The organism is Methylomagnum sp., from assembly GCF_054333355.1.
In genome coordinates, this window is record NZ_JBTEKS010000090.1 from 1 (window position 1) to 13,337 (window position 13,337).

At 61.0% G+C, this 13,337-nt stretch carries 12 protein-coding genes; 11 read left to right on the forward strand and 1 reads right to left on the reverse strand.

Annotated features, from left to right (window positions below; genetic code table 11):
• The 10 genes from ACXWUF_RS09130 to ACXWUF_RS09175 form a co-directional block, all read left to right on the forward strand.
• A partial coding sequence (locus tag ACXWUF_RS09130) for a leucyl aminopeptidase (protein ID WP_458494361.1) occupies positions 1-1,375 on the forward strand: 1,375 nt, incomplete at its 5' end.
• Between the two features lie 115 nt (positions 1,376-1,490).
• Positions 1,491-1,931: a DNA polymerase III subunit chi gene (locus ACXWUF_RS09135; protein ID WP_458494362.1), complete on the forward strand. Its 441-nt coding sequence runs from the start codon at positions 1,491-1,493 to the stop codon at positions 1,929-1,931.
• Positions 1,932-2,058: 127 nt separating this feature from the next.
• Positions 2,059-2,496, forward strand: coding sequence for an REP-associated tyrosine transposase (locus ACXWUF_RS09140; protein WP_458494363.1), 438 nt, complete (start codon positions 2,059-2,061; stop codon positions 2,494-2,496).
• 145 nt (positions 2,497-2,641) lie between these two features.
• Positions 2,642-5,464 (forward strand): valine--tRNA ligase, encoded by a 2,823-nt coding sequence (locus ACXWUF_RS09145; protein ID WP_458494364.1) that lies wholly within the window; start codon positions 2,642-2,644, stop codon positions 5,462-5,464.
• Between the two features lie 170 nt (positions 5,465-5,634).
• The gene (pilB, locus tag ACXWUF_RS09150; protein ID WP_458494365.1) at positions 5,635-7,353 is read left to right on the forward strand and encodes a type IV-A pilus assembly ATPase PilB; all 1,719 of its coding nucleotides are present in this window, start codon (positions 5,635-5,637) and stop codon (positions 7,351-7,353) included.
• 6 nt (positions 7,354-7,359) lie between these two features.
• A complete protein-coding gene (locus ACXWUF_RS09155) occupies positions 7,360-8,574 on the forward strand; it encodes a type II secretion system F family protein (protein WP_458494366.1) in 1,215 nt (404 codons plus the stop codon).
• 36 nt (positions 8,575-8,610) lie between these two features.
• On the forward strand, positions 8,611-9,456 hold the full coding sequence (locus tag ACXWUF_RS09160; protein ID WP_458494372.1) for a prepilin peptidase: 846 nt from the start codon (positions 8,611-8,613) through the stop codon (positions 9,454-9,456).
• A gap of 11 nt (positions 9,457-9,467) precedes the next feature.
• Positions 9,468-10,061 carry a dephospho-CoA kinase gene (gene coaE / locus ACXWUF_RS09165; protein ID WP_458494367.1) on the forward strand — a complete coding sequence of 198 codons (594 nt, stop codon included), beginning with the start codon at positions 9,468-9,470 and terminating at the stop codon, positions 10,059-10,061.
• A gap of 137 nt (positions 10,062-10,198) precedes the next feature.
• On the forward strand, positions 10,199-10,969 hold the full coding sequence (zapD, locus tag ACXWUF_RS09170; RefSeq protein ID WP_458494368.1) for a cell division protein ZapD: 771 nt from the start codon (positions 10,199-10,201) through the stop codon (positions 10,967-10,969).
• A gap of 84 nt (positions 10,970-11,053) precedes the next feature.
• Positions 11,054-11,275, forward strand: coding sequence for a DNA gyrase inhibitor YacG (locus ACXWUF_RS09175; RefSeq protein WP_458494369.1), 222 nt, complete (start codon positions 11,054-11,056; stop codon positions 11,273-11,275).
• A 73-nt stretch (positions 11,276-11,348) separates the two neighbouring features.
• Here ACXWUF_RS09175 and ACXWUF_RS09180 read toward each other — a convergent pair whose 3' ends face one another.
• Positions 11,349-11,798, reverse strand: coding sequence for an SRPBCC family protein (locus tag ACXWUF_RS09180; protein ID WP_458494370.1), 450 nt, complete (start codon positions 11,796-11,798; stop codon positions 11,349-11,351).
• 522 nt (positions 11,799-12,320) lie between these two features.
• Between ACXWUF_RS09180 and ACXWUF_RS09185 the strand changes: the two genes are divergently transcribed.
• Positions 12,321-13,268, forward strand: a complete 948-nt coding sequence (locus ACXWUF_RS09185) for an AAA family ATPase (RefSeq protein WP_458494371.1) — start codon at positions 12,321-12,323, stop codon at positions 13,266-13,268.
• Positions 13,269-13,337 lie beyond the last annotated feature (69 nt).

Consider the following 13,337-nt stretch of genomic DNA (forward strand, 5'->3'; position numbering starts at 1 on the left):
GCGCGACGACATCGAAGGCAAGGCCGGTGACATGCTGTCCGTCCCGCATGTGCCCAGCGAAGACATCGACCGGGTGATTTTGGTCGGCCTGGGCAAGAAGGAAGAACTCAAGCCGGGTGCCTACCGCAAGGCGCTGGCAGCCGCCGCCAAGGCGCTGAAGGACTCCAACACCAAGCAAGCGGTGAGCTTCCTGCACGAGGCCGAAGTCGAGGGCCGCGACGCGAGCTGGAACATCCGCCAGTTTGTGGAAATCGTCGAAGCCTCCCTCTACCGCTTCACCCAGACGAAAAGCGAGGTGGAGAACCACAAGCCGCGCCTCGCCAAGCTGCATTTCGCGGTGGACGGCGAGGAAACGCTGGCGGCGGCGAAACTCGCCATCGAGCAGGGCGAAGCCATCGCCCACGGCATGAGCCTCGCCAAGGAACTCGCCAATCTGCCCGGCAACATCTGCACGCCCACCTATCTGGCCGAGCAGGCCGAGAAGCTGGGCAAGAAGCACAAACACAAGCTCAAGGTGGACGTGCTGGAAGAGAAGGAACTGGACAAGCTGGGCATGGGCGCCTTCCTGTCCGTCTCCAAGGGCAGCGAGGAACCGGCCAAGCTGATCGTGATGGAATACTTCGGCGCGGACGACAAGGACAGCAAGCCCTATGTGTTGGTCGGCAAGGGGCTGACCTTCGACGCGGGCGGCATTTCCATCAAGCCGTCCGCCAACATGGACGAGATGAAATACGACATGTGCGGCGGCGCGGGCGTCATCGGCGCGATGGCCGCTGTCGTGGAAATGGGCTTGCCGCTCAACGTAGTCGGCATCGTGCCCGCCTCGGAAAACCTGCCCTCCGGCACGGCCAACAAGCCCGGCGACATCGTGAAAAGCATGGCCGGTCTCACCATCGAAATCCTCAACACCGACGCCGAGGGCCGCTTGCTGCTGTGCGACGCGCTGACCTACGCCAAGCGCTACGAACCGGCGGCGGTCATCGACGTGGCGACGCTGACCGGCGCCTGCGTCGTGGCTCTGGGCCGGGTGCCGTCGGGGCTGTGGAGCAATAACGAGGATTTGGCGGCGGCGGTGCTGGCGGCGGGCGATGCGTCCTTCGACCGGGTGTGGCGGATGCCGCTGTGGGACGACTATCAGGAATTGCTGAAATCCAACTTCGCCGACCTCGCCAACATCGGCGGACCCGACGGCGGCAGCATCACGGCCTCTTGCTTCCTGTCCCGTTTCGCCAAGGAATTCCCGTGGGCGCATGTGGACATCGCCGGGACGGCTTGGAAAACTGGTGCTGAGAAAGGCGCGACGGGTCGGCCCGTGCCCTTGCTCGTTCAGTACTTGCTGGACCGGGCGGCGGAAGCCACCGCCAGCGCCGAGTGATTTTAGTAACCCCTATTCCTCCCCCTCTCCCCACGGGAGAGGGTTGGGGTGAGGGCGACCAAATAAAGCTTTCCTTCCACTGTCATCCAGAACGGCATTCCAACCAGACCGAATCATGACCCGCATCGACTTCTACGTGCTGCCCGGCTTCGATCCCCGCGACCGTTCGCTGATGGCCTGCAAGCTCATCGAAAAGGCGTACCGGCAGGGGCACAAGGTTTATCTGCACACCGCGTCCGAGGAGGAAACCCGCGTCCTCGACGACTTATTGTGGACCTTCCGGCAGGGCAGCTTCGTTGCCCATGAGTTGCATCCGGGCGGGTCGGACGTGGCGCCGGTGCTGATCGGCCATGGTCCTACCCCGGAACACATGGCTGATGTGCTGGTGAATCTGGCCCCGGAGATGCCCGCCGGGTTTGAGCGGTTCGGGCGGGTGGCGGAGTTGGTGGATCAGGATGAGGGGGTGAAGTTGGCGGGGCGGCGGCGGTATAAGGCGTATAAGGAGGCGGGGTATTTGCCAGACACCGTTAAGCTGGATGGCGGGGGATCGGGCTGAAGCCCGACTTACAAGAAAGACATTCAAGGCCTGTAGGTCGCGCTTTAGCCCGACATTTGAACCCGCGTCAGGCTAAAGCCTGACCTACACGAGCGAGATAAAGCCCAACCTCATTCGGAGGTTTGCGATGCCTTACAGCGACCTGCGCATTGGTAGACGCTCGATACAAGGTACGGTCTACCACATCACCACCACAACCTTGTGGCGCGAACCCATTTTCACTGACCTTGCCAAAGGCCGCCGCGTGGTGAAGCAACTCAAAACACTACACGAAGAAGGCCGGGCCGAGACTTTATGTTTTGTCGTCATGCCCGACCATCTGCATTGGCTCATGGCATTGCGGGAGGGCAGACTTTCGGAGGTTGTACAGCGAGTGAAAGGCGGCAGCGCTCGGCTCATCGGGCACCCGGTATGGCAGCCGAATTTCTACGATCATGCGGTACGCCAAGACGAAGACTTGCGTGTCATAGCCCGCTATATCGTCGGTAATCCACTGAGGGCGGGCTTGGTCGGGCGTTTGGCCGAGTACCCCTTATGGGACGCGGCCTGGCTGGAAGAAATGTAGGTCGGGCTTTAGCCCGACATCCCGCCCCCCTGTAGGTCGGGCTTTAGCCCGATCCATGTTGTCAGGCTAAAGCCCGACCTACAGACACCCTGCTCCCGCTATAATCCCCGCCCAACGCATACTCTGAACCTCTATTCCAAACCCCATGGACAAAACCTACGACCCCCACCTCATCGAACAACGCTGGTACGAAACCTGGGAAGCCAACGACTACTTCAAGCCCTCCGGCCAAGGCCCGTCCTACTGCATCGCCATCCCGCCGCCCAACGTGACCGGGAGCCTCCACATGGGCCATGGCTTCAACAACACCATCATGGACGCCCTCATCCGCTACCACCGCATGAAGGGCCATAACACCCTCTGGCAGGTGGGCACCGACCATGCGGGCATTGCCACCCAAATGGTCGTCGAGCGCCAACTCGCCGCGCAGAACATCACCCGCCACGACCTAGGCCGCGACAAGTTCTTGGAGAAGGTCTGGGAATGGAAAGCCGAATCCGGCGGCACCATCACCCGCCAATTGCGGCGGCTGGGTTCGTCGGTGGACTGGAGCCGCGAGCGCTTCACCATGGACGAAGGCTTGTCCCGCGCCGTGCAGGAAGCCTTCGTGCGGCTCTACGACGACGGCCTGATTTATCGCGGCAAGCGGCTCGTGAACTGGGATCCAAAACTTCACACCGCCATTTCCGACCTGGAAGTGCAGAGCGAAGAGGAAAAGGGGTCGATGTGGCATTTCCGCTATCCGCTGGCGGATGGCTCGGGCCATCTGGTCGTCGCCACCACCCGCCCGGAAACCATGCTGGGTGATACCGCCGTGGCCGTTCACCCGGATGACGAGCGCTATAAACACTTGGTCGGCAAATCCGTCCGGTTGCCCATCGCCAACCGGGAAATCCCCATCGTCGCCGACGAGTACGTCGATCCCGAATTCGGCACCGGCTGCGTGAAGATCACCCCAGCCCACGACTTCAACGACTACGAAGTCGGCAAGCGCCATAACCTGCCGCTCATCAACGTGCTGGACCGAGACGCCCGCGTCCTGCACGAATTCACCGTGCTGACCTTCGAGGGCTACGCTGGCACCCACGGCGAGAGAGCACCGGAAGCCTACGCCGGGCTGGACCGCTTCGAGGCGCGGAAAAAAATCGTCGCCGAACTGGACAGCCTAGGGCTGGTGGAAAAGATCGACCCGCATACCCTGAAAGTCCCCCGTGGCGACCGCTCCGGCGTGGTCATCGAACCGTGGCTGACCGACCAGTGGTATGTGGACGCCAAGACCCTCGCCAAACCGGCGATTGAAGCCGTGGAAGATGGCCGCATCCGCTTCGTGCCGCAGCAGTACGAGAACCTGTATTTCTCGTGGATGCGGGACATTCAGGATTGGTGTATCTCCCGGCAGTTGTGGTGGGGCCATCGCATCCCGGCGTGGTACGACAACCAGGGCAAGGTTTACGTGGGCCGCAACGAGGCCGAAGTTCGCGCCAAGTACAGCCTCGATGCCGGGCTGGCACTGCGCCAGGACGACGACGTGCTGGATACCTGGTTCTCGTCGGCGCTGTGGACCTTCTCCACCCTGGGTTGGCCGGACGACACGGCGGAATTGAAGACCTTCCACCCCACCGACGTGCTGGTGACGGGCTTCGACATCATCTTCTTCTGGGTGGCCCGCATGGTGATGATGACCATGCACTTCATGAAGCACCCGGATGGCTCGCCGCAGGTGCCGTTCAAGACCGTGTATGTGCACGGGCTGGTGCGCGATGCGGAAGGCCAGAAGATGTCGAAATCTAAGGGCAACGTGTTGGACCCGCTGGACATCATCGACGGCATCAGCATGGACGACTTGGTGGCGAAACGCACCTCCGGCCTGATGCAGCCGCAGATGGCGGAGAAGATCGAAAAGCGCACCCGCAAGGAATTTCCCGAGGGCATCCGGGCCTTCGGCTGCGATGCGCTGCGCTTCACCTTCGCCTCGCTGGCTTCCACGGGCCGCGACATCAAGTTCGACATGGGCCGGGTCGAGGGCTACCGCAACTTCTGCAACAAGCTGTGGAACGCCGCCCGCTATGTGTTGATGAACACCGAAGGCCAAGACACCGGCCTGACCGGCGAATGCGTCTACAGCCTGCCGGATCGGTGGATTCAAAGCCGCTTGCATCTCACCATCCAATTCACCCGCGAAGCGCTGGACGGCTACCGTTTTGACCACGCGGCCCAGTCCATCTATGAATTCGTCTGGAACGAATACTGCGACTGGTATCTGGAACTCGCCAAGATTGCCCTGCAATCGGACAGCGAAGCGGCCCGGCGCGGAACCCGGCAAACCTTGGTGCGCGTCCTCGATAGTATTCTGCGCCTCGCTCATCCGCTGATGCCCTATATCACTGAGGAAATCTGGCAGCGGGTCGCCCCGTTGGCTGGGCAGTCCGGCGAGACCCTCATGCGCCATGCTTACCCGACGGCGGAGGCTTGGCCGCAGGATTCGGCAGCGGAACAGGAAATGGCTTGGGTGATGGACGTGCTGTCGGGCATCCGGCGGATTCGCGGGGAAATGAATATCAACCCGTCCAAACCCTTGCCGGTGTTGCTGCAAAACGGCTCGGAGCAAGATCGTGCTTATTTCGAGAGCAACCAAGACTTCGTGGCGCGGTTTGGCCGGGTGGAAAGCCTGGTCTGGCTGAACGCCGACGAGGCCGCGCCGGAATCGGCCATGGCCTTGGTGGGCGACTTGAAGGTGTTGATTCCGATGCAGGGCTTGATCGACAAGGACGCGGAACTGGCCCGGCTGGACAAGGAAATCCAGCGCTTGAATAAGGAACTGCCGCGCCTGGAAGGCAAGCTCAGTGACGAGAGCTTCCTGGCGAAAGCCCCGGCTCAAGTGGTTGAGAAGGAACAGGCCCGGCTGCGGGAGCTGCGGGCCAGCCTCGCGGAGTTGCAGGCTCAGTCGGAAAAAATCCGCGCCCTTTGAGCGGGGGCAGGGACGAGGAAGCACGGCTGCCCCATCGTCGTGCTTCCCAAATCAATGTTAGAGACTGTGCCGCCAAGTGGACAAAGCCCACTCATCAACCAATAATACCGATGTTTGGAATTATCCGATTTTTAACACTGCACCACGGTTCGCGGGGCCATTAAATCACCATGGCAATCTCGGTTTCGAAAGCTCTGCTGAGCGGGTTGGCCAAGTGCCTAGTTAAAGAAGAACTTTTATCCGAGGCGGACGCGCAGACTTATTTCGAAGAAGCGTTCCGTAAGCACGTCCCCTTCGTCACCCACCTGGTTAGCAAGAAAGTCATCGACAGCCTAACCATCGCCACCACCGCCTCCCGTGAATTCGGCATCCCCCTGTTCGATCTATCCGCCATTTCCCCGGAATTCATGCCCATCAAGGTGGTCAACGAGAAGCTGATCCGCAAGCATCACGTACTGCCCATCTTCCAGCGGGGCAACAAGCTGTTCCTGGCGGTCTCCGACCCGACCAATCTCCAAGCCCTCGACGAAATCAAATTCCAGTCCCGCCTGACCACGGAAAGCGTGCTGGTCGAAGAGGACAAGCTCGCTAAGCTGATCGACACCGCCCTGGAAGCGGCGGACACCACCTTCAAGGAGTTGATGGATTCGGACCTGGAAAATCTGACCATCACGGGCGGGGACGACATCGACGCGCCCACCGACGCCGACACCAGCGACATCGACGACGCGCCCATCGTCCGATTCGTGAACAAGATTCTGCTGGACGCCATCAAGAAAGGCGCGTCCGATATTCACTTCGAGCCTTACGAAAAGAATTTCCGCGTCCGCTTCCGCCAGGATGGCATGTTGCACGAGGTCGCCGCCCCGCCCTCGGCGCTGGCAAACCGCATCTCCGCCCGCATCAAGGTGATGTCGCGGATGGACATCGCCGAGCGCCGGGTGCCGCAGGATGGCCGTATCAAAATGGCCCTCTCCAAGACCCGCGCCATCGACTTCCGCGTCAACACTTGCCCCACCTTGTTCGGCGAGAAGATCGTGATGCGTATCCTCGATCCCACCGCCGCCCAGCTCGGCATCGAAAAGCTCGGTTTCGAGCCGGAGCAGCAGGCCAGTTTCCTCAAGGCGCTCTCCAAGCCCTACGGCATGATCCTGGTCACGGGTCCGACCGGCAGCGGCAAGACCGTGAGCCTTTACACCGGGTTGAACATCCTCAACACCCAGGACCGCAACATCTCCACCGCCGAGGACCCGGTGGAAATCACCGTGCCCGGCATCAATCAGGTCAACGTGAACGTGAAGACCGGCCTGACCTTCGCCGAAGCGCTCAAAGCCTTCCTGCGGCAAGACCCGGACGTCATCATGGTGGGCGAAATCCGTGACCTGGAAACCGCCTCCATCGCCGTCAAAGCCGCCCAGACCGGCCACTTGGTGCTGTCCACCCTGCACACCAACGACGCCCCGCAAACCCTCAACCGTCTCATGCAGATGGGCATCCCGCCGTTCAACATCTCCTCGTCGGTGCTGCTCATCATGGCCCAGCGCTTGGCCCGCCGCCTGTGCGAACACTGCAAGAAGGTGGACGATTTGCCGCCCGAAGTGCTATTGCAGGCCGGCTTCCGGGAGAGGGACCTGGAGGGCGGGATGACCGTGTACGCGCCGGTCGGGTGCGACAAGTGCGTCAACGGCTACAAGGGCCGGGTGGGTATTTATCAGGTGATGCCGATTTCCGAAGCCATGAACCGCATCATCCTCGAAGGCGGCAGCGTCGCCCGCATCGCCGACCAGGCCAAGGCCGAGGGCGTCGCCGATCTTCGCGAATCGGGCCTTAAAAAAATCAAGTCCGGCATTACCAGCCTGGCCGAAATTGATCGTGTCACACGGGATTAAAACGTCATGGCAAAAGAAGAACAGGCCACGTTCGTATGGGAAGGGACGGATCGGAACGGCGCCAAGCTGAGGGGCGAACTGACGTCCCGCAGCGAGACCGTGGCGCGGGCCGAACTGCGTCGCCAAGGGATACGGGTCGGCAAAATCAAGAAAAAGGCCAAGCCATTGTTCAGTGGCGGGAAAAAGAAAATCATCACCAAAGACATCGCCGTGTTCAGCCGTCAGTTGGCAACCATGATGTCGGCGGGCGTACCGCTGGTCCAAGCCTTCGAAATCGTCGGGCGCGGCCACGAGAATCCCAGTATGCAGGAGTTGATCCTAGGGATTAAGGCCGATGTGGAGGGGGGCAGCTCCCTGGCGGAAGCGCTCGGCAAGCATCCCGTTTATTTCGACGAATTGTTCTGCAACCTGGTCCACGCGGGCGAACAGGCCGGTGTGTTGGAAACCTTGCTGCACAAGATCGCTGATTACAAAGAAAAAACCGAATCACTCAAGGCGAAGATCAAGAAAGCCCTGACCTATCCGACGGCCGTCCTGGTCATCGCCTTTGTCGTCACGGCGATTCTGTTGGTCTTCGTGGTGCCGCAGTTCGAGAACTTGTTCAAGGGCTTCGGCGCGGACCTGCCCGCCTTCACCAAGCTGGTGGTCTCCATGTCGCGGTTCCTCCAGGATTATTGGTATATCGTGCTGGGGGTTCTCATCGGCGTTGGCTGGACGTTCGCCCGGCTCAAGGAACGGTCCAAGACGTTCAACCGGCTGCTGGACCGGGCGGTGCTGCAAATCCCGGTCGTCGGCATGATCATGCACAAGGCCGCCATCGCTCGCTTCGCCCGGACGCTGGGAACCATGTCGACCGCCGGCGTGCCCCTGGTGGAGGCGCTCAAGTCGGTGGCCGGCGCCACCGGCAACATCGTCTATGCCACGGCGGTCCTGCGGATACGTGACGAAGTCTCGACCGGCACCCAGTTGCAGATGTCCATGCGCCAACTGAACCTGTTCCCCAACATGGTGATCCAGATGGTCGCCATCGGCGAGGAATCCGGCTCCCTGGACAGCATGTTGAACAAAGTGGCCGACTTTTACGAGGAGGAAGTGGACAACATGGTGGACTCGCTGAGCAGCCTGATCGAGCCGATGATCATGGCGATTCTCGGCACCATCGTCGGCGGCTTGGTGGTCGCGATGTACCTGCCCATCTTCAAGTTGGGTTCCGCCATCTAAAAGTCGGCCAGAGGAGTAAGCGCGTTGTTGGAGTTAATGGAGGCTTATCCGCCCTTTTACTGGGTGGCCGTGGGAATGCTCGGACTCATGGTGGGCAGTTTCCTCAATGTGGTGATCCATCGGCTGCCCATCATGATGGAGCGGGGCTGGCGCCAGGAATGCCGGGCGTTTCTGGAGCCGGACACGCCCGCCGAACCCGCCGAATCCTACAACCTCGTGGTTCCCCGCTCCGGCTGTCCGCATTGCGGGAGGCTCATCAACGCCTCGGAAAACATTCCGGTCATCAGCTATCTATGGCTGCGGGGGCGTTGCTCCGGCTGTGGGGCGCGGATTTCGCCACGCTATCCGGCGGTGGAAATGCTCACCGCCCTGCTGTCGGTGGCGGTGGCCTGGCGCTTTGGCGTGACCTGGCAGGCCGCCGCCGCGCTGGGCCTGACCTGGAGCCTGATTTCCCTCAGCTTCATCGACATCGACCGGCAATTGCTGCCCGACAGCATCACCCAGCCCCTATTGTGGATCGGCCTTTTCCTTAGCCTCTTCCCCATTTTCGCGGACAGCACGGCCAGCATCCTGGGTGCCGTGTTCGGCTATCTGGCCCTGTGGTCCGTCTACCACCTGTTCAGGCTCGCCACCGACAAGGAGGGCATGGGCTACGGCGATTTCAAGCTGCTGGCCCTGCTGGGCGCGTGGCTGGGCTGGAGCAAGCTGCCCGCCATCGTGCTGTTGTCATCCGTGGCCGGGGCGGTGATTGGCATCGCCATGATCGCCTTCGCCAAGCATGACCACCGCGTGCCCATCCCGTTTGGGCCGTATCTCGCCATCGCCGGCTGGCTCGCCCTGATGTGGGGCGACGCCATCAATGCCGCCTACCTGGGCATTTAACGCCTTCGCCCATGCTCAAAATCGGACTGACGGGCGGCATCGGCTGTGGCAAGACCACGGTCGCCGACCTGTTCGCCGCCAAAGGCGTGCCCGTGCTGGACGCCGACGTCATCTCCCGCGAATTGGTCGAACCGGGCCAGCCCGCCCTTGAAGCCATCGTCCGGCGCTTCGGCCCGGATTTGCTGGTGGACGGACGGCTGGACCGGACCCTCCTCCGGCGGCTCATTTTCGCCCAGCCCGACGCCCGCCACTGGCTGGAATCCCTGATTCATCCGCTGGTGTACGAGACCATGGCGCGGCGGAGCGCCGGTTTGAGCGGGCCTTATTGCCTGCTGGTGGTGCCGCTGTTGTTGGAGACTGGCCAGCGGGGCTTCGTGGATCGCTTGCTGGTGGTGGATTGCCCGCCGGAAATCCAGCGGCGGCGGGTCAAGGCCCGGGATGGCTCGGACGACGCCGAAGTGGAACGGATTCTGTCCGCCCAACTATCCCGCGAAGACCGGCTGGCGGCGGCGGATGATCTCATCGAGAATTCATCTGACCTGGCTTTCCTGTCAGCCCAAATCGACCAGCTACACCGCTGTTTTCTTAATATTAATCAAGGCTAAAGCGCCCCAATCCGCCTCTGCGGCGGCTCTTGACTAATGATTCCGATGAACGAAAATGTTCCAAAAATCACGGATGGGTTTCATAAAATCCGGGACCGGATTTCTTCACCACCTATACCATTTCGGGACTTTCCCATTTGAACGACTCCATCATTTACGAGTTTCCATTGAACGAACGGATTCGTTTATTCATGCGCCTGGAGCAGCTTTTTCAACAGCTCGACCACTTCATGGCAGGCGACTCCGTCTGGGACAGCCGCGCCGTGATCGCCACCTTGCTGGACATTCTCGCGCTGTTCAGCCGGAACGATCTCAAATCCGAAGCCCTCAAAGAATTGGACCGGCACTCGGCGGTGCTGACCAAGATGACCCGTAGCCAGCAAGACGTGGACCGGGGCAAGCTGGACAAGATTTTGGCGAAATTGGAATCCCTCAGCAAAGAGCTGTACGGCACGCCGGGCAAGATTGGCCTGTCCTTGATGGAGAACGATTTGTTCAAAAGCATTTCCCAGCGCAGCACCATTCCCGGCGGCACCTGCTCCTTTGACTTGCCTGCCTTCCACTACTGGCTGCAACTGGGCGACGCGCAACGCAAACAGGATTTGGAGGACTGGATACGGCCCTTCCGGCTCATCCGCTCGGCCATCGACATCCTCCTGAATTTCATCCGCACCTGCGCCTTGCCCTCGGATGAACAGGCCAGCGCTGGCTTCTTCCAGAAGACCCTGGATCACACCCTGCCCTATCAACTGCTGCGGGTGGCGGTGCGACGCCCGGAACCGTACTTCGCCGAAATCAGCGGCGGCAAGCACCGTTTCACCGTGCGCTTCATGATTCCCGACATCGCCCAGCGGCCCGTCCAATGCCCCCAGGATGTCCGATTTCAACTGACCTGCTGCCTGTTATAGATGAGCTTCATTTGACCACCCTCACCCCAACCCTCTCCCACAGGGAAAGGAGAAAAATGTCCCTTAACCAACAGCGTTATCTATATGAGTACGGTTAAATGCCCCACTTGCGGACGGGCCGTGGCCTGGGTCGAAACCGAACAATTCCGGCCCTTCTGCGGCGAGCGCTGCAAGCTGATTGATTTGGGGGAATGGGCGACGGGGTCTTATGCGATTCCCGTCGCGCCGACAGACCAGGATTTGACTGAGCTTGACGAAGCGTCCGAGCGCTTTGTCCCCCCTCCCTTTGGGAAAGGGTTAGGGTGAGGGGGGATCAAATTGGGATTTATTCCTTGGAAGAAAGGCCGACTCGGTTTTCAAAACCGAGTCGGCCTATGTGTCAGTGAATCTCGCCGCGCCAGGCGCCGGTTTCCTTGCCTTGGGATTCGATGAACTCCTTGAAGTTCTCCAAGTCGTCCTCCACATTCGAGGACACCATGCCGAGCATATCGCCGACCTTCTCCATCACGGATTCCGGCTGATATTCAACATCCACGGTGACGCGGGTCCGAGCCGCGTCCAACGACTCGAAATTCACCACCCCGTGATTTTGCGCGCCTTGCACGGTGCGCCAAGCGATGCGCTGGTCGGGCACCTGCTCGGTGATTTCGGTATCCCACTCCTTTTCCGTCCCCCCCAGGGCGGCGCGCCAATGTAGATGCTTGTCATCCAACTGGCGGACTTCCTCAATGTTTTCCATGAAGTTCGGAAACTCTTCGAACTGCGTCCACTGGTTGTACGCGACCCGTACCGGAACGTCGATTTCAATGGACTGATGCAGAGTGGCCATAACTGCGCCTCCTTAAGTCATACGCGTTGGAATTCCCATTTTGACGCCGATGCGCCGAATCCAGGCACCCCGGCGGAGTTAAGCCGAAAACGCAACGTCTGCGGCTTAACTTATGGACACCCAGCGATGGTCGCGGTTTGTAGGGATTAGCACGGGTAGACATCAGGGCAATCGCGCTATGCGTGAAACGAAATTTTGTCCCTCTTCAGGGTGAGGGGGATTCCAAAAGGTTTTCAGTCGCCACCCTCATCAGATCAAGCGGATCAAAAAGGGGGGAATACCTGTTTTTGATCCCCCTCGCCCCGCCCTCTCCCGCTGGAGAGGGAAAAAATCACATAGCGCGGTTGCCCCGAATAGACATGGCGCCAACGGATTTTCCAAAACCTAATCGGCTAAGATTAGCCCGCCGATAGCCGCCGACCCCGGCATGTACCCCAGCCCTCGCAAGTCATGGGCATCATGCCTTCGGAATTTGAGGCCGCCGCTTGCTGGCCAACCGAACCCACCAATAACCAGCGTTATATGGACGAACACTTTCAAGCCGCCCGCGCCACACTCCAGAATTTATCTGCCAATCTCGAACGCAGCCTCAAAGGCCAAGAAACCGCCATCCGCCGCCTGCTCGCGGCATTCGCCGCTGGCGGGCACGTCCTGCTTGAAGACGTCCCCGGCACCGGCAAAACCACCCTGGCGAAAGCCCTGGCCCACTCGTGCCGGGCGCAGTTCCAGCGGGTGCAGTTCACCCCCGACCTCCTGCCCGCCGACATCCTGGGCGTGTCCATCCTGGACCCGAGCCGCCGGGAATTCCGCTTCGCGCCGGGGCCGATCTTCTGCCATATCCTGCTGGCGGACGAAATCAACCGCGCCTCGCCGCGCACCCAGTCGGCCCTGCTGGAAGCCATGGCCGAATCCCAAGTCAGCGTGGAACGACGGATGCACGCCCTGGAATCGCCGTTCTTCGTCATCGCCACCCAGAATCCGGTGGAATTCCACGGCACCTATCCCCTGCCGGAAGCGCAACTCGACCGCTTCGCCCTGCGCTTCAGCCTGGGCTATGTGCGGGCCGAGGACGAGATCGACATCCTCACCGCCCACCAGCGCGGCCAACTCCACACGCCCCAGGAACCCTGCGTCGATCTGGCGGAAATCCGCCGCTTGCGGGCGCAGGTGGGGCAGGTGGCCGTGAGCGACGAACTCAAGCGCTATATCGTGGACATCGTCCGCGCCACCCGCACGGCGGTGGGGATCCGGCTGGGGGCCGGTCCCCGCGCTGGCCTGGCCCTGATGAAATGCGCCCAGGCGTTGGCGGTGCTGGACGGCTTCGACTTCGTGACGCCCGACGCCATCCGGGAAATCGCCGTGCCCACGGTGGCCCATCGTTTGGTGCTGGACCCGGAGGCCAAGTTTTCTGGACTCTCTGCCGAGGATGTGGTGACGGGCATTGTGGATAAGGTGCCGGTGCCAGCGTGACACCCCCCCTGTGGGAGTGGGCTTCAGCCCACGACTTGGCCGTTACTCATAAAGTCGTGGGCTGAAAGC